The 17,142-nt window shown below is 62.3% G+C and carries 16 protein-coding genes; 3 read left to right on the forward strand and 13 right to left on the reverse strand.

What is annotated here, in order from left to right:
* Nucleotides 1-40 precede the first annotated feature (40 nt).
* From ACR0FC_RS13080 to ACR0FC_RS13100, 5 genes are all read right to left on the reverse strand, one after another.
* Nucleotides 41-1,960 (reverse strand): DUF3604 domain-containing protein, encoded by a 1,920-nt coding sequence (locus ACR0FC_RS13080; protein WP_170340789.1) that lies wholly within the window; start codon nt 1,958-1,960, stop codon nt 41-43.
* Between the two features lie 162 nt (nt 1,961-2,122).
* Nucleotides 2,123-4,222: an acyltransferase family protein gene (locus ACR0FC_RS13085; protein ID WP_254437804.1), complete on the reverse strand. Its 2,100-nt coding sequence runs from the start codon at nt 4,220-4,222 to the stop codon at nt 2,123-2,125.
* A gap of 144 nt (nt 4,223-4,366) precedes the next feature.
* Complete coding sequence (locus tag ACR0FC_RS13090) at nt 4,367-4,678, reverse strand: P-II family nitrogen regulator (protein ID WP_170340785.1); 312 nt, start codon at nt 4,676-4,678, stop codon at nt 4,367-4,369.
* Nucleotides 4,679-4,682: 4 nt separating this feature from the next.
* Nucleotides 4,683-5,660, reverse strand: coding sequence for a sodium-dependent bicarbonate transport family permease (locus ACR0FC_RS13095; RefSeq protein ID WP_170340783.1), 978 nt, complete (start codon nt 5,658-5,660; stop codon nt 4,683-4,685).
* Between the two features lie 61 nt (nt 5,661-5,721).
* The gene (locus tag ACR0FC_RS13100; protein WP_093963954.1) at nt 5,722-6,372 is read right to left on the reverse strand and encodes a carbonic anhydrase; all 651 of its coding nucleotides are present in this window, start codon (nt 6,370-6,372) and stop codon (nt 5,722-5,724) included.
* A 142-nt stretch (nt 6,373-6,514) separates the two neighbouring features.
* Between ACR0FC_RS13100 and ACR0FC_RS13105 the strand changes: the two genes are divergently transcribed.
* The 3 genes from ACR0FC_RS13105 (at nt 6,515) to ACR0FC_RS13115 (ending at nt 9,082) form a co-directional block, all read left to right on the forward strand.
* A complete protein-coding gene (locus tag ACR0FC_RS13105) occupies nt 6,515-6,904 on the forward strand; it encodes a hypothetical protein (RefSeq protein WP_170340773.1) in 390 nt (129 codons plus the stop codon).
* Between the two features lie 61 nt (nt 6,905-6,965).
* Nucleotides 6,966-8,348: a leucyl aminopeptidase family protein gene (locus tag ACR0FC_RS13110; protein WP_170340772.1), complete on the forward strand. Its 1,383-nt coding sequence runs from the start codon at nt 6,966-6,968 to the stop codon at nt 8,346-8,348.
* The gene (locus ACR0FC_RS13115) at nt 8,345-9,082 is read left to right on the forward strand and encodes a C40 family peptidase (protein WP_170340770.1); all 738 of its coding nucleotides are present in this window, start codon (nt 8,345-8,347) and stop codon (nt 9,080-9,082) included. The genes ACR0FC_RS13110 and ACR0FC_RS13115 overlap by 4 nt, the downstream gene beginning before the upstream one ends.
* On the opposite strand, the gene ACR0FC_RS13120 is transcribed toward ACR0FC_RS13115, so the two are convergent.
* From ACR0FC_RS13120 to ACR0FC_RS13155, 8 genes are all read right to left on the reverse strand, one after another.
* A complete protein-coding gene (locus ACR0FC_RS13120) occupies nt 9,079-9,429 on the reverse strand; it encodes a DUF2794 domain-containing protein (protein ID WP_093963950.1) in 351 nt (116 codons plus the stop codon). The genes ACR0FC_RS13115 and ACR0FC_RS13120 overlap by 4 nt on opposite strands.
* 73 nt (nt 9,430-9,502) lie before the next feature.
* The gene (locus tag ACR0FC_RS13125) at nt 9,503-11,170 is read right to left on the reverse strand and encodes an ABC transporter permease (RefSeq protein WP_093963949.1); all 1,668 of its coding nucleotides are present in this window, start codon (nt 11,168-11,170) and stop codon (nt 9,503-9,505) included.
* Nucleotides 11,171-11,284: 114 nt separating this feature from the next.
* A complete protein-coding gene (locus ACR0FC_RS13130; RefSeq protein WP_170340769.1) occupies nt 11,285-12,502 on the reverse strand; it encodes a phenylacetate--CoA ligase family protein in 1,218 nt (405 codons plus the stop codon).
* 19 nt (nt 12,503-12,521) lie between these two features.
* Nucleotides 12,522-13,355 (reverse strand): ABC transporter ATP-binding protein, encoded by an 834-nt coding sequence (locus tag ACR0FC_RS13135; protein WP_093963948.1) that lies wholly within the window; start codon nt 13,353-13,355, stop codon nt 12,522-12,524.
* Between the two features lie 84 nt (nt 13,356-13,439).
* The gene (locus ACR0FC_RS13140; RefSeq protein WP_093963947.1) at nt 13,440-14,723 is read right to left on the reverse strand and encodes an ABC transporter substrate-binding protein; all 1,284 of its coding nucleotides are present in this window, start codon (nt 14,721-14,723) and stop codon (nt 13,440-13,442) included.
* A 71-nt stretch (nt 14,724-14,794) separates the two neighbouring features.
* The gene (locus tag ACR0FC_RS13145; RefSeq protein ID WP_005979938.1) at nt 14,795-15,871 is read right to left on the reverse strand and encodes a branched-chain amino acid ABC transporter permease; all 1,077 of its coding nucleotides are present in this window, start codon (nt 15,869-15,871) and stop codon (nt 14,795-14,797) included.
* A 3-nt stretch (nt 15,872-15,874) separates the two neighbouring features.
* Nucleotides 15,875-16,132: a hypothetical protein gene (locus ACR0FC_RS13150; RefSeq protein WP_170340767.1), complete on the reverse strand. Its 258-nt coding sequence runs from the start codon at nt 16,130-16,132 to the stop codon at nt 15,875-15,877.
* A 3-nt stretch (nt 16,133-16,135) separates the two neighbouring features.
* Nucleotides 16,136-17,122: a branched-chain amino acid ABC transporter permease gene (locus ACR0FC_RS13155; RefSeq protein ID WP_170340766.1), complete on the reverse strand. Its 987-nt coding sequence runs from the start codon at nt 17,120-17,122 to the stop codon at nt 16,136-16,138.
* Between the last annotated feature and the right edge of the window lie 20 nt (nt 17,123-17,142).

The raw sequence follows: 17,142 nt of genomic DNA on the forward strand, positions 1-17,142 counted from the left end.
CGCCTGCGCGAGGCGGGGCTTCGCTCAACGGAACGACCGTTTATCCCGGGGTGTACCAGATCGGCGACGTATAGGCCCGTTCGGTCGTGATCATCGGAACATAGTCCGGCATCTCGATCCCGAACCGTTTGGCCTCGTAGGCGGTCCAGCGGGGGGTCGGGATCTCAATCACACGGGCATAGTAGAACGCAGACAGGTTGGGGTCGAAATCCGGATCCTGCCACGTGGTGATCAACTCACTTGCCCCGATGGTGTTGGTCCACGTGGCGTTTTCGACGTCGACGGTGTTGCCGACTTCGGGCAGTTTGCCGTTCTCGTCCATCTGGCGATCGCCGGCCCAGACGACGTTGTAGACTTTCTCCTGCAAGGCCCCGTCAGCATCGACCCAGCCCTTGACGATCTGGATGCGATCCAGGTTGCCGGAAATCGGGTCCTTCAATGCAAAAACAAGGAAATTCGGAGCCCGTCCATCGGGAGACGCCTGCAGGTTGCCCCCCATCGGTACGCCTTTTTTGTAGCCGGCATCCGCAGGAACACGGCTTGCGGCATCCTCATCGGTGAAGTCATAGCCGCCGAAAAACCGAACCCCCATACGCGACCCCGTGGTCGCGTAGGTCTCCCTGCGCTGCATCGCGTCAAAGATCGCCTCGCGGGTGTTTTCCGTCGCCCAGACCGCACCCAGTCCACCAGCGGCCTGTTTCCAGCCATAGATCGACAGCTCTGGATCGGGTGCTTCGATTACCAGGTGTTCCCAGCGGTTCGGGCCGGGCTCGACCCCGGAATGTTTGCCGAAAAAGTTGTCTTCCTGGGCCGTTGCCATACCGGTATGCGAATCCGTCGCGCCGACCATCCCGAACTTGAACGGGTTCACACCCAGCTCCTGTTCGATCTTGAGCCCGCGCTTCAACGCCTCGCGTGCATACTCACCGGCCAGCATCTCTGGTTGCTTCAACTCGGTTCCGTTCAGATTGGCCGCGTCCCATGTGTCGAAATCTGCGAACTCATCATCGGGGCTGAGGAACGGATGCGCCTCACCGTCGCCCTTGATCTGCGTCGGTTCGTACAGCGGCTCGAACCGGGCGCGCAGACTTGCGATCTCTTGGGTCAGTGCGGATCCATCATAAGCGTTCAGAGAGAACATCCGCCCGTTCGACAGGTTGCCGTTATGCGCGATGGCCAGGACCTCGCCGCCTGTCCGTTCCTCGTATTCGGCCAGAAAGGCCCACAGGTCCTCGGGGTTCTTGCTGTCATATTGCGAGAACGGGCGGGTCTGGTTGGCCTGGTCGCGCCCATCGCGGAACAGCACGTTCCGGTGCAGGTTGTTGGCGCCCTCGGTGGTGTATTCATAGCCGATGATGGCTGAAAAGACTCCCGGCTCGTTGAAGCTGTCCGCGAGGGCCGTGTACGCCTCCCACGCATGCTTGATGGCCTTCGGGTTGTCGATGGGCGGGACGTCATCCGACAACGAGGCGACGATCTCCATTGCCGTGTCAAACGCAAGCTGGCTGTCACCCGCCGTCAGCGCCTCGTACCAGGCCTTGCCCTGGGGTGTCGCCAGAACCTCGGCGTCTCCGGCCAGCAGTTGCGGCATCAGCCCGTACATCTCGGCATGGTCCGAGACGACCAGCCAATCAAGCGGACGGGACAGCTTGGCCCGAAGGCCGTGGGTTGTCGTGACCTCTTCGCCGCGGGCAAAGCGAAACGCCTGTTCCTGGGTCAGCCGGGTCATCGTGCCGGCATCAACCGAAACCGAAGTATGCAGATGCGAGTCTCCCCACAGCGGCCGTTGGGGAAAATTCCGCCCCGCATAGGGAGAGAAATCATCAGGTGCCAATACGACGTCCGTGCTGTCCTGCTCGGTCTGGAATTCCTGCGCGGACACGGATGTGGCGGTCAGCGCGGCCAGACAGGCCAATGTCCACAAGGGACGTTGTGAAACGATTGCGAAAGACTTGGTCATAAAATCCCTCCCAGGTGTGGCATTTCCATTCGGTTGGTTCCGGAAACGACGGCAGCCTATCACGGAATTGGATATTCGAATAAAATTACCTGATGACGTAACCCGTGCCACGCGCTGCAGTACCGCGGCGCGCGGGCTGCAGACCAATGCAGGGCTGAGGAATCACTCCCCGGTCGGCGCGCTCTGGGCCAGGTCGGCGTTCTGTTGAAACTGGCTGCAGGGACGGTCATTAGCAGGACCCACAGCGCCAGTGTCGGCTGGCCCATTAGGTTCGTCCCCGAACAGGAACCATCCACCGGTGCGGCACCCAAGTTCGCGCGAACCTTCTTTCGAGAGATGGCGACCATCCCGATAGTATGCCGTCGTGCCGTCGCTGGCGCGGCACATGCCGTCAGCATCGCAAAGTATCCGATCCAGCCAGACGACCTTGTGGCGGCCCTCGAGCTGGTGCAGCATCTCACCCACCTCAAGAAGCTCCGGCTGTATGTCCTCGAGCGAATAGTCGCACAGATCCGGGTCAGCGCCTCGGAGTTCGGCATTCACCACGCAATAGCCCAGGTTTTGGCCATTCGAGGGGGGCGGAGACACAACGATCGGGGTTTTATCGGCAGACACAAGCCGTTCGAGCGTTTTTTCCAGGTTCCGCAGAACCGTGCTCTGCGGGCCTTCGGGGTCCATTGCGCCGTCAACGGCAGCAAGTCCGCCCGGCTCGAACAGGTAGTAGAACGGCGATGAGACGATGACATAGTCAATGCTGTCGGTCGAAGTGACATAATCCAGCACCTGGTCGCTGAAATCCAGACAGGCTTGCGGGGATTCTCCGGTCCGGCCGCGATCGGCAAAGGCGATACCGGCGATCGGCGCGCAGAGCGACTTGGTCAGCTGGACGACCCCAAGCTCGGGATAGGCCGCGGTCAGGCCGACCACCAGATGCATGGCGAAACTGTCCCCCCAAACCGCAACCTTGGGAGACTCGGAAGTCGCACAGCTGTCCGGCACCGGCATCCGACCGTTGCATTCATTGCTCAAACCGCGGTTCGGAGCCAGGCTTTCGGTCAGTCTCGGCAGATCGAGATCGCGCAGCGCCTTGCGATCGGGCGCACCATCGGTTGCGAAGATCGCCACCCCAACCGAGAACACCAAAGCCGATATCGCGGCGCTTCCGATGAAGATCCCCCGGCGGCTGAACAGACCTTCCCTGCGACGGCGAAAGGGTTGCTCGACGAAGCGCCATGTCAAGGCGGAGAGCACAAAGGCCAGCACGACAAGGCTGGCGATGGTCAGCGGTGTTGGGGCCGGAACACTCCGGATCTTGGCAAAGACCAACAACGGGTAGTGCCACAGGTAAAGGCTGTAGCTGATCAGGCCGATCCAGACCATGATCCGAGACGACAACAGCGCCCCCACCGGGTCCCGTTGGCTGGCGAAAAGGATGACCAGAACGGTTCCCAGAACGGGCACGGCCGTAAGGATTGACGGGTGCGGCGTGTACCGGTCGAACATCACGTAAGACACCAGCAGCCCGGCCATGCCCAGCAGGGGTAGCACAGTCGAGAAACGCCCCTTGTCCTGCCGCGGAACGAAGGCGCATATCGCGCCGGCCAAAAGCTCCCACGCGCGGGTATAGATGAGGTAGAACCCTGCTCTGGGTTCGTTTTCCGATGTCCACTGCGCCAGCAAGAGACTCGCCAAAAGCAACACCGTCAGGCCAATGATGCAGGTCCGGGTCCCTCTTCGAAACAGAAACAGCAGCAGTAGCGGAAACAGCAGGTAGAACTGTTCTTCCACCGCAAGGCTCCAGGTGTGGAGGAGCGGATGCATGTCGAATTCATCCGCGAAATAGTCCTTGTTCCGGAAGAAGAAGACGTTCGACAGGAATACCGCGACGGATGACAGGCTTCGCGAATAGACCCTGAGATCGGCCGGCAGCATCCAGATCCACGCCAGGCAGGTCGTCACGGCAAGAACCACGAAAAGGGCCGGAAGGATCCGCCTGGCTCGCCTTTCGTAGAAATCGACGATGGACAACTGTCCGCGTTGAATATCCCCGATCAGAAGCGAGGTGATCAAGTAGCCGCTGATGACGAAAAAGACATCAACACCCAGAAACCCGCCGGACAGCCATGACAATCCGGCGTGGTAGAAGACCACTGGCAACACAGCTATTGCCCGAAGGCCGTCAATTTCCCTTCTGTAGGCGATGCTCAAAACGGCCAACCTCAAGATGCTGGCTGAAATGCTAGCGCCCGTCCCGGTTGCCATCAACGATGTTTGTCAGTCAGCCGGCTCTGAAGGAAAATGTGTGGTTTTGCGAACAGGGATTTGCCTGTTCGCTCCGCACATCGTGCATGGGTCCACGCCATGACTCCCGAGGTTAGGCGCGCATCGGATCCCAAGCGCGCCGGGTCAGAAACGCTCGGCCCGCAGAACCTGGCAGTCGGTGACGCTTACAACCCCGATATGGCGATCAAGCACGGGAAGAATCGCGCTCAGCAGCCCGTCCAAGCGATCGGGGCGAATGATGCAGATGACCTGAACCATCCCGCTGGCGCGGCTGACCTGGCCAGAACGGCTCCATTCACCCGATCGTCCCGATCCGCCGAGCACCGGCAGGATCGTGAACCCGGTCACACCTTGATCGACCAGAGCATCCGTCAGACGGGATTTCACGATGGCTTCGATGGTGATCTCGACCCGTTTGGCCTCATGTGTCTGCATCGTCTTATCCTCCGGTAACGGCCCGGGCGACCGAGACGTAGATCGGCAGGCCCAGCGCCAGGTTGAATGGGAATGTGACGCCCAAAGACAGGGTCAGATAGATGGACGGGTTCGCCTCGGGCACGGCCACGCGCATCGCCGCAGGAACCGCGATGTACGAGGCGGAGGCGCCCAACACCATCAGCAACACCGCTCCACCGGTGGACAGACCCAACAGGAGCGCGGCCACCAACCCGGCACCAGCCCCGATCAGCGGCATCAGCACGCCGAAGCCAAGCAGACCCATCGTGATCAGCCCGCGCCCGGCACGCAACCCGCGCCCCGCGACGATACCCATGTCCAGCAGGAACAGGCACAGGACACCCTTGAACGGTGCGACCACGAAGCTGCTGATTTCGGCCAGACCGTCCTCGCCCGTGATCCAGCCGATTGCAAACGACCCGACAAGCAGAACGATCGAACCATTGAGGGCAATCTCGCGCCAGAGGTCCGAGTCCATCCGGCGGGCTCCGCCGCCGCGGGAGATCAGCCACAGAGCGGACAAGATCGCCGGCGCTTCCATCGCCGCCGCAACAGCCACCATGTAGCCCTCGTACATCAGGCCCTGACTTTCCAGAACCGACGTACCGGCCACAAATGTGACGATCGAGATTGAGCCGTAATGCGCTGCGACCGCTCCGGCGTTGACATGGTCCAGGTTTGTCAGCACCCGCAACAGGCCAAACGCCACCAGCGGCAGCAGTGCGGACAGAATGACACCTGCAATGAGGGACAAGCCAAGCGTGGCGTCGATCCCGTGTGCGGCAACACTGACCCCACCCTTGAAGCCGATCGCAAACAGCAGATAGATCGACATCGCCTTGGCGATGGCCTCGGGAATGGTCAGGTCAGATCGGGCCAATGCCGCTGACAGACCAAGCACAAAACTGAGAATGATCGGCGAGACCAGATTGTCGGCCGCCAGAGACAACAGGTTTTCCATACAGTCACCGCACCCTAATTGAACTAGCGTTCAATTAGGGTGCGTTTCTCCGATTTAAAGACTAAACCGGCAGGAATTTTTTTCCTGACGGATCATAATACTCCAGACCACCTTCGCCGATGTCGGTCCACAAGCCGTGCAGCGATATCGAGCCGTTCTGTACGGCTTCGGCCACGAACGGGAAGGTCATCAGGTTTTCGAGCGACGCGACAACCGCCTGACGCTCGAACTGGCGCGCCTGTTCGGCGGGGTCCTCGACATCGGAGACCAGATCGAATTTCGGTTTGAGGATGTCCATCCAGCGTCCGACAAAGCTCTCTTTGGCTTCCAGTTGCGGCGCTTCGCCTTTGCACATGTCGATACAGCCCTGCACCCCGCCGCATTGCGAATGCCCCAGTACGATCAGATGCGCCACTTTCAATGCCGTCACTGCATATTCGATAGTTGCACTGGTGCCGTGGCGCTCGCCGTCCGGTTCGTAGGGCGGCACCAGGTTGGCAATATTGCGGTGGATAAAAAACTCGCCCTGGTCGGCCCCGAAAATCGAGGTGACATGGACCCGGCTGTCACAGCAGGAAATCACCATCGCACGCGGACGCTGACCCTCGGTCGCCAGCCGGCGGTACCAGGCCTGGTTCTCGGAATAGGACGTGGCTTTCCAACCGTGGTACCGTTTTACCAGATAGCTCGGCAGAGGTTTGGCGTGGTGCATCGCGTTTTCCCAAATTTGCAGTTCGACCGCCGATCTAACGCAAGTTCGAACAAAATTCGAGACATTATCCCGATTGGCCGCAAGGAATTGCAAAGGTCTTTTGTGACAGGTTCGCAGATGCCGTGGGGGCAGAAAGATTGGGGTGAATGAGGTGGACAAGATCGTCACGCTTGAACAGAAGGAATCCGTGCGGCTGGATCCGGACCGGCTGAACGGGCTGTATCGGCAATTGGGTGACACGAACGCGGTCGACGTTCTGTGCCGAACGGTCGAGGAACTGGCAGTACGCCTGTCGAATTGTGAACGGCTCTGGCGTCAACGTGACTGGGCGGGGCTGCGGAAATGCGCCAAGTCTCTGGTCGCGATATCCGAACAGGTCGGCATGACGGCGCTGGCCCGGGTCGCCGGCGACGTGGCCCGGACGGTAGATGCCGGCGATGCGGTGGCGACCGGAGCTACGCTCAGCCGACTGATCCGGGTGGGCGAGCGGTCGCTGACCGCTGTATGGGATCAACAGGATCTTTCGATATGACGGGTTGCGGGCGAACAACAGGCGGCTAGTGTAGGCGTCACCAGAACAGTCCGAGGCGCCCATGTCCCTGTCTTTTGCACCTTCCGATGCCCCTGCCATTGATCTGCATGTTCTTGCGCAGGACGGGCTCGAGCCATGGCTGAAGTCTCAGCCCGATCAGACACAGGCCTGGGTGGCCGCGAACGGATTCACCGGCGCAATCGGGCAGGTTCTGCTGGTTCCCAGACCGACGGGCGCGCCGCAATTCGCGCTGGCAGGCTATGGAACAGACACCCGGCGCGCTCGGGTACGCTTTCCGCTTGCCGCCGCCGCCGAGGTTCTGCCCGAGGGCACTTACCGGATTGCGTCCGGTTTGCCGACTGACAGAGCCGAAATCGAAGCCCTGGGCTGGTTGCTGACCGGGTACAGTTTCGTCCGATATGCCGAACAGTCCGGCGCAAAAGCCCGATTGGTCGCGCCGGACGGTGTGAATGCTCCGCGGGTTGAGATCATGGCCAATGCCGAAGCTCTCACCCGTGACCTGGTCAACACTCCGACGGCCGACATGGGACCTCAGGCCCTGCAAGACGCCGTTGAAACGCTGGCGCAGGAGTACGGAGCTCGTTGTGCCGTCACCATTGGCGACGCCTTGTTGGAACAGAACTTTCCCATGATCCACGCTGTAGGTCGGGCCGCTGAACAGGCTCCGCGCCTGATCGAGATGACCTGGGGCACAAGCGGTCCGAAGCTAACCTTGGTCGGCAAGGGCGTCTGCTTTGACACCGGCGGACTGAACCTGAAGCCGGGTGCCTCGATGGGGTTGATGAAAAAGGACATGGGCGGCGCGGCGAACGTGCTGGGACTGGCGCGTATGATCATGGCGCTGGATCTGCCGCTGCAGTTGCGGGTGCTGATTCCGGCTGTGGAAAACGCGGTGGCGGGCAACGCGTTCCGGCCCGGCGACATCCTGACCTCACGCAAGGGCCTGACGGTCGAGATCAACAACACCGATGCCGAGGGGCGGCTGGTTCTGGCCGACGCGCTGGCGCTGGCGGATGAGGGCGCGCCGGATCTGGTGATCTCGATGGCGACGCTGACCGGCGCGGCGCGGGTGGCGGTGGGGGCGGATCTGGCCCCGTTCTATACCGATGACGATGCCGCCGCGCAGGCCTTGTCGCAGGCCGCCGTTCAGGCGGCTGACCCGGTCTGGCGGATGCCGTTCCACACGCCCTATGAGACGTTGATCGAGCCGGGCATCGCCGATCTCGACAACGCGCCGGCGGGCGGGTTTGCCGGGTCGATCACCGCAGCGTTGTTCCTGCGGCGGTTCGTGGAAAACAGCCGGTACATGCATTTCGACATCTATTCCTGGCAAAAGGCCAAAGAGCCCGGCCGCAGCAAAGGCGGGTTGGGGCAAGGGCCGCGCGCCCTGCTGACCGCCCTGCCCAGGATGCTGGGCCTGTGACCCGCGCGCGCATCATCCGCCCTGTCGTGGACCTGCTGCGCAGTCCGAAGGGCCCGCGCGACCGTCAGCTGCTGTATGGCGACGGCCTTGACATCACCGAACAGTCCGGCGGCTGGTGCCGGGTGGTTTCCGACAAGGATGGGTATCAAGGCTGGCTGCGCGCGGACCAGCTGGGCCCAGACGTCCCGGCCACGCATTGGATCTGGGCCCCGGCGACCCATGCCTATGCGCAACCCGACATCAAAAGCCCCGACCGGGTCAGCCTGAGCTTTGGCAGCCGGGTCGTGGTGTTGTCGCAGCAGGACCGCTTTGTCGAGACCGAGCTTGGGTTCATCCCCGCAGTGCATGTCAAACCGGTCGGAACCCTACTGAACGACCCGGTGGCCGTGGCCGAACTGTTTCTGGGCACCCCCTATCTTTGGGGCGGCAACAGCCGGTGGGGGCTGGATTGTTCAGGCCTGATTCAGGCCGGGCTGCTGGCCTGCGGCGTTGCCTGCCCCGGCGACAGCGGCGACCAGGAGCGGGAGCTTGGCACCGCACTGCCCCAAGGTACCCCGACGCAGCGTGGCGATCTGTTGTTCTGGAAAGGCCATGTGGCTTGGGTGTCTGGCGACAACATGCTGCTGCATGCCAATGCCCATCACATGGCGGTGGTATTTGAACCGATGGATCAGGCCATTGCCCGGATCGAAGCCCAGGGCGACGGGCCGGTCACGGCGCACAAGCGGCTCTAATCCGGGTCGACCGAGCGGATCAGCTTGCGTTCCAGTACCCGCAGGACGGCGCGCAGGTCGTGCCCGCGTTTCAGGATGCGCCCGTCCATGCCCACCACCGAATACATCCCCTGCTTTGAACGCAGCCGGGGGTGTTTTTCAACACGATAGATCGGGTGCTCGGCCGTACGTCGGAAGATCGAGAATATGGCAACGTCGCGCAGATTTGATATTCCGTAGTCACGCCATTCTCCGGCGGCGACCATCCGTCCATAGACGGAAAGAATCTGTGACATCTCTTGCCGGTTGAAGGCCACCGGCATCTGGACCGGGCTTGCAGGGTTCCGGCTGGGAGGCTGCATGTTCATGACTTCAGCCTTGCCGGAAAATGCGATCAGATCAAGCCTGTCACGACATGGTGTGGTATTTTTGAACCGCCCGTCAGTGCCGGCGCCCGACCTGGCGGCAGATCAGGATCACCGGCAGCAGGCCCACGGCCAAGATCACCAGCGACGGAACGGCAGCGCCCTCCAACCGTTCGTCCGAGGCCAGCCGGTAGGCCTGAACCGCCAGCGTGTCAAAGTTGAAGGGCCGCATGATCAGCGTGGCCGGCAGTTCCTTCATCACGTCCACGAATACGATCAGCAGCGCCGTCAGCAGCGAGGGCGTGAGGATCGGCAGATGCACCCGACGCAACGTGCCCAATGGCGTCTGCCCCAGCGAGCGGGCAGCGGCATCCATATTTGCATGAACGGTGCTCTGACCGCTTTCATAAGCGCTGAGCGCGGCCGCGAGGAAGCGCACCATGTAGGCCGCCACCAACAACCAGATCGAGCCGGTGACCAGCAACCCGGTCGACACGCCGAAGGTCTGCCGCATCCAGGCGTCCAGCGCATTGTCGAACCCGGCAAAAGGCACGATCAGCCCCACCGCGATCACGCCGCCTGGCACGGCATAGCCCAACCGCGCCGCATAAGCCGCCATGGCCGAACCGCGCCCGGGTCTCAGCCGTTGGAAGAAACCGACGCAGACCGCCGCGCAGACGGTGATCACCGCCGCCGTTCCTGCCAGAGTCAGAGAGTTCCGAATGAACCCGAGATAGCGGGCCGAAAGCAGGTTCTGCTCGGACTCCAATCCCATCTGAGTCAGCACGATCACCGGAAGTAGAAAGCCGAACAAAACCGGAATGGCGCATAAAACCCATGCCGCCACAGCCTGCCAGCCGCTCAGCTGTGCAGCGGGCAATGCCGCGTGGCGTTTGCCGGGTTGGTAGTATTTGGCCTTGCCGCGCTGGGTGCGCTCGGTCACGGCCATCACCAGCGCAAAGGCCAGAAGGCACAGCGCCAGCTGCGCCGCCGCCGCGCGGTCGGCCATCGAAAACCAGCTGGTGTAGATGCCGGTGGCAAAGGTCTGAACCCCGAAATAGGCGACCGTACCGAAATCAGCGATGGTCTCCATCACCGCCAGTAGAACACCGCCGGCAATCGCGGGCCGCGCCATCGGCAGCGATACCCGCCAAAAGGCCGACCACGGGCTGCTGCCCAGCGCCCGCGCCGCCAGAAAAGCGGTGGCACTTTGCTGCAGAAAGGCCGCGCGCGCCAACAGATAGACATAGGGGTACAGCACCAGGATCAACATCACCGCCGCGCCCTCGGTCGAGCGGATCTCGGGGAACCAATAGTCGCGCGGGCCCCAGCCGGTCACCTGGCGCAGCGTGGTCTGAACGATGCCGGGATGATCGAGGATGAAGGTATAGGCATAGGCCAGCACATAGGCCGGAAAGGCCAGCGGCAGCACCAATGCCACCTCGAACAGGCGTACGCCGGGAAAACGGGTCATGGTGACCAGCCACGCGGCCCCGACCCCGATGGCGAAAGTCCCCACCGAAACCAATGAGACCAGGATCAGCGTGGTGGCCGCATAGCCGGGCAGGACCGTGTCCAGCAGATGCCGGATCGTGTCAGTGCCGCCGGTGACGGCCGCCAGCACCACGGCGACCATCGGCAACAGGCAGGCTGCTGCAACCAGATAGGCCAAGGCCCCGACGAACCGGGTGCCCAAGGCCCCACGGTTGCGCGATCCATGTTCTGAGAATTCGATCTGGGCCATGGCCTCGGGTCGGCAAAGGTTGCGGTTCCCCTTTAATCGACCAAAAAACTCGGAAACGCCAGTGGGCAGGCACAGGATTCTGCGGCGCATTTGGCCGCAGAACCCCGGGCCGGATCAGTCGTAGACGCGCTGATCCTCGATCACCAGCCCGTCCTTGGGCAGCGTGCCGGGTGGCACCACCTGAACGGTGCCCTTCAGCTTGAGAACCTCGACCACCGACTTGGCATAGGTGCCGTCATCGCCGCCGGGGCTTTCGATCTGCACGGTCATCGTGTCCATCTCGCCCTGCCGGGCAGCGATGACGCGGGCCTTGACGATCTCGTCATGCTTGGCGACCAGCGCGGCCACCTGTTCGGGGCGCACGAACATGCCCTTGATCTTGGTGGTCTGATCGGCGCGCCCCATCCAGCCCTTGATGCGGAGGTTGGTGCGGCCACAGGGCGACTGCCCGGGCAGCACCGCCGACAGATCACCGGTGGCAAAGCGGATCAGCGGATAGTCGGGGTTGAGGGAGGTCACCACGACCTCGCCGACCTCGCCTTCCGCCACCGGTGTTCCGGTGCCGGGGGTCACGATTTCGACGATGACATGCTCGTCGATGATCATGCCCTCCATCGCGGCGCTTTCATAGGCGATGTTACCCAGATCGGCCGTGGCATAGCATTGCAGGCAGGAAATTCCGCGATCGGCATAGGCCTGGCGCAGGCTGGGGAACAGTGCCCCGCCGCCCACGACCGCCTTCGAGAAGTTCAGAGCGACGCCCATCTCGTCGGCCTTGTCCAGGATCACCTTCAGGTAATCGGGCGTGCCGGCATAGGCGGTGCAGCCCACGTCGCGCGCGGCGGTGACCTGAAGTTCGGTCTGGCCGGTGCCCGCGGGCAGCACGGCGGCGCCCACGGCACGCGCGCCGTTTTCAAAGATCATGCCCGCGGGTGTCAGGTGATAGCCAAAACAGTTCTGCACGATATCGCCCAGGCCCACGCCCGCCGCATGCAGGAACCGGCCCATGCGCCACCAGTCGTGATCGACCCCGCCGGGTTCATAGATCGGCCCCGGCGACTGGAACACATGGGCAAAGCCATGGGCGGGTTTGACGGTAAATCCGCCAAAGGGCGGGTGCTGACCCTGCGCCTTGGTCAGGTCGGACTTGCGCAGAACCGGCAGCCTGGGCAGATCCGCGATGGTCTGGACCGCGTCCAGATCGACATCGGCGAAATGGGCCGCGAACCCGGGCGCGGATTTCGCCCGCGCCAGCTGTTCGCGCAGACCGGCCGATTGCTCGGCGGCGCGCTGATCGGCCGAACGGGTTTCCAGAGCATCGTAGAATGTCATCGCCAGATCCTCCATCCGCTCACAGCCACCTTTTGCGGCGACGATAGGACCGCACATCGCGGAAACTCTTGCGGCCTTCGTCGGACATGCCGAGGTAGAATTCCTTGACGTCCGGGTTCTCGCGCAGTTCGGCGGCAGGGCCGTCCATCACCACGCGCCCAGATTCCAGAATATATCCGTAATGGGCAAAGCGCAGCGCCACGTTGGTGTTCTGTTCGGCCAGCAGGAAGGACACACCTTCCTGTTCGTTCAGGTCCTTCACGATGGTGAAGATCTCCTCGACCAGCTGCGGTGCGAGGCCCATCGAGGGCTCGTCCAGCAGGATCGTCTCCGGGCGGCTCATCAGCGCGCGGCCCATGGCGACCATCTGCTGTTCCCCGCCCGAGGTATAGCCTGCCTGTGACCGACGCCGCTCTTTCAAGCGGGGGAAATAGTTGTAGACCAGTTCAAGATCCTGCTGGATGGCGGCCTTGCCGTCCTTGCGGGTATAGGCCCCGGTCAGCAGGTTTTCCTCGACGGTCAAATGTTCGAAACAGTGGCGGCCTTCCATCACCTGGATGACGCCCTTCTGCACCAGGTCGGCCGGGTCGCGCTCGTGCACGTTCTGGCCGCGATACTTGATCGAGCCCTTGGTGACCTCGCCGCGTTCGGAATGCAGCAGGTTCGACACCGCCTTGAGCGTCGTCGTCTTGCCGGCCCCGTTGCCGCCCAGCAGCGCGGTGATCCCGCCCTTGGGCACGGTCAGGCTGACGCCTTTCAGCACGAGGATCACATGGTTGTAGATCACCTCGATATTGTTGACCTCAAGCAGGGTTTCCGCCTGCACGTCAGTGGTTTGTGCCGCATCCAGCATCAGCGCGTGTCCTCATGCCTGCCCCATTTCGGGGCTTGTCCGGTTCGGGACGGCGGTCAGCCGCCGTCCCGGTGTTCGTGCCGCTTAGTTGCAGCCCGGTTCGATGTTGTTTTCAGCCGCGTATGCGCTCGAGTCTTCCTCGATCAGCGGGCCGATCACGTCCGTATCGGTAGCCTTGAACTCCGAGATCAGAGTCCAGGTCTTGCTGTCTGCATCCCACTGGGTCACGCCCACAAGGGCATCCCCGCCGTGGTTTTCACAGCTGACCGAGAAGGTCGGACCAAAGTTCGGCAGGCCCAGTTCGGCCATCTTCGCTTCGGTCATCTCAAGCGCTTCCATACCGTCGCGCATGTCGCCCGAGGTGATGTCAGCCTTGCCCGAGATTTCCTGTGCCTTCTTTGCGGCCTCAGCGGCCAGCATCGCAGCATAGAGACCGCGGTTGTACAGGACCGTACCGACCTGATCGCCAGCACCGGCGGCCTTGCCAGCGTCGATGACGTATTTCTGCAGGTCGTCATACAGCGGATAGTCCGAGCCGACGTTGTGGAAGGTCAGCGCCTTGTAACCATCCGCGGCCGCACCGGCGGGCATCACGTCATGCTCAGCGCCCGACCACCAGATGCCGATGAAGTTTTCCATCGGGAACCGGATGTTCGCGGCTTCCTGGATGGCCACCTGGTTCATCACGCCCCAGCCCCACATCAGGACATAGTCGGGACGATCGCGGCGGATCTGCAGCCACTGCGATTTCTGCTCCTGGCCCGGGTGATCGACCGGCAGGGCCACCAGTTCGTAGCCGTGCTTCTTGGACAGCTCTTCCAGCGTACGGATCGGCTCCTTGCCGTAGGCCGAGTTGTGGTAGACCAGCGCGATCTTCTTGCCGCTCAGATCACCGCCGTTTTCCTCGAGCAGATAGTTGATCGCACCCGACGCACCGTCCCAGTAGTTGGCCGGATAGTTGAACGTGTGGCTGAACACCTTGCCGTTCTTGGCCGAGGTGCGGCCATATCCCATCGTGTGCATCGGGATGTCGTCAGCGGTGGTTTTCGGGATCAGCTGATAGGTGATGCCGGTCGACAGCGGCTGATACACCAGTGCACCTTCGCCCTTGGTCGATTCATAACATTCGACACCCTTCTCGGTGTTGTAACCGGTTTCGCACTCGATGACGTTGGCCGGAACACCACCGATGCCGCCGTCCCGCTCATTGAGCAGAGTGAAATAGTCCGCGTAGCCATCCGCGAAGGGGATGCCGCCCGCGGCGTAAGGCCCGGTGCGGTAGCTGAGCGACGGGAACACGAGGTCGGCCATTGCCGGCCCCGCGGCCATCAGCGCACCCAGCGCCATGGTTGCCAGTTTCTTGTTCATCGGGTGTCTCCTCCCTTGGTTTATCCGATGTTGGTTCGGGCTTTGCGCCCCCTTCTTGATTGGGCCGGTCCCTAGTGCGGGAAAGGCCAGAGTCTCAGTTTCTCCTTGGCGACGCGCCACAGCTGCGCCAGACCGTGCGGTTCTAGGATCAGGAACAGGATGATCAGCCCGCCCACGATCACCAGCTGCAGATGCGCCACGATGTCGGTGGGCCAGCCCAGCATGTCCGCGCCCACGACCTTGAGCACCACCGGCAGCAGGACCAGGAAGGCCGCGCCGGCAAAGGATCCGAAGATCGAGCCCAGCCCGCCGATGATGACCATGAACAGCACCAGGAAGGATTTCTGGATGCCGAAGGCCTCGCCCACCTCGACCGCGCCCAGGTAGATGGCGAAGAATAGCGCGCCTGACACGCCCACGAAGAACGAGCTGACGGCAAAGGCGCTGAGCTTGGCGCGCAGCGGGTTCACACCGATGATTTCCGCGGCGATGTCCATGTCGCGGATTGCCATCCAGGTGCGCCCGGTGGTGCCGCGGGTCAGGTTGCGGGCGATGATCGCGCAGGCGGTCAGGAAGATCAGGCAGAACAGATAGGTCGCCCAGGCCGGCGCGTTGGGGCCGGTGATGATGATGCCGAACACGTCGCGCTCGGGCGCGTTGATCTGCCCCGAGGCCGAATAGTTGTAGAACCACGGCACCCGGTTGAACAGCCACACCAGGAAGAACTGCGCCGCCAGCGTCGCCACCGCCAGGTAGAACCCCTTGATCCGCAGGCTGGGCAGGCCGAACAGCACGCCCACGATGGCGGTGATGCCGCCGGCCAGGATCACATGGATGAACATCGAAACGTCGGGAAAGGCGGTCATCAGCTTGTAGCAGGCATAGGCGCCCACGGCCATGAAACCCCCGGTGCCCAAGGAAACCTGCCCGCAATAGCCCACAAGAATGTTCAGCCCGATCGCCGCAATCGCATAGATCAGGAAGGGCAGCAGCAGCGCGTTGGCCCAATAGTCGTTGATGATGAACGGGATGATCCCGAACGCCACGGCCAGCACCACATAGTAGCGATACCGGTCGAACTTGATCGGGAAAGTCTGATTGTCGTCCCTGTAGGAGGTCTTGAAGTCTCCGGCCTCACGATAGAACATGTCTTACTTTCCCCATTGTTCCTGCGCCCGGTTGCGGGCTTCGGCGTCCAGTTGGTTGGACCGTTTGGCATATCCGCTCGCCTCCGAGGCGCGCACCAGTTTCATGTAGGCCAGAACACCCATCACCAGCCCGGCAAAGGCCAAAAGCGCGGCCACGGTCAGCTGATTGGCGGTCAGATCGTTCGAGGTCAGGGCGATGTACCCAAAGGCCCAGAACCCCGCCCACGCGATCACGTTGATGATGGCGATCAGCTTGGTCATGGCCTACACCCTCTCGATGATCTTCTCGCCGAACAGGCCCTGCGGCCGGAACACCAGGAAGATCAGCGCCAGCACATAGGCAAACCAGTTCTCGGTCGCGCCGCCTACCAGCGGGCCCACGGCGAACTCGAACAGCTTCTCGCCCACGCCGATGATCAGCCCGCCGACGATGGCGCCGGGGATCGAAGTGAACCCGCCCAGCATCAGAACCGGCAGCGCCTTGAGCGCGATCAGCGACAGCGAGAACTGCACGCCCGACTTGGTGCCCCACATGATGCCCGCGACCAGCGCCACGAACCCGGCCACCGACCAGACCATGATCCAGATGAAGTTCAGCGAGATACCGACCGACAGCGCGGCCTGATGGTCGTCAGCCACGGCCCGCATGGCGCGGCCCTGCTTGGTGTACTGGCTGAACGCGACCAGTGCCGCCACCAGAAGCGCCGCGATGACCGTCGCCACTATGTCCAGATTGTCGATGAAGAAGCCGTAGCCGAATATGTTGTAGGTGGTCTCGTCGATCCACAGGTTGATGCCTTGCGGCAGACCCACGTCCAGCGTCTTGATCTCGGATCCCCACATCAGGTCAGCCACGCCTTCCAGGAAATAGGCCAGGCCGATCGTGGCCATGAACAGGATGATCGGCTCCTGTCCCACGAGGTGGCGCATGACAAAGCGCTGCACCGCCCAGGCCAGCAGGACCATCACGCCCATCGTCAGCAGAATGGCTAGCAGCGCGGGCACGTTCCAGCCGAAGTAATGAATATGCGTACCGAAGATCGCGTTGATCAGATGGGAGAACGGCACTTGCCCGTTCATGATCCCCACCAGCGTCATCGCCGCAAACAGGGCCATAACCCCCTGGGCATAATTGAAGATCCCCGACGCCTTGTAGATCAGCACAAAGCCCAGCGCGACCAGCGCATACAGCACCCCGGCCATGAGGCCGTTCAGAAAGACCTCCATCGCGAAAATCAACTGATCAGGCATCTGCGCCTCCCCTCAATTCT

Source organism: Ruegeria sp. BB9 (genome assembly GCF_056539345.1).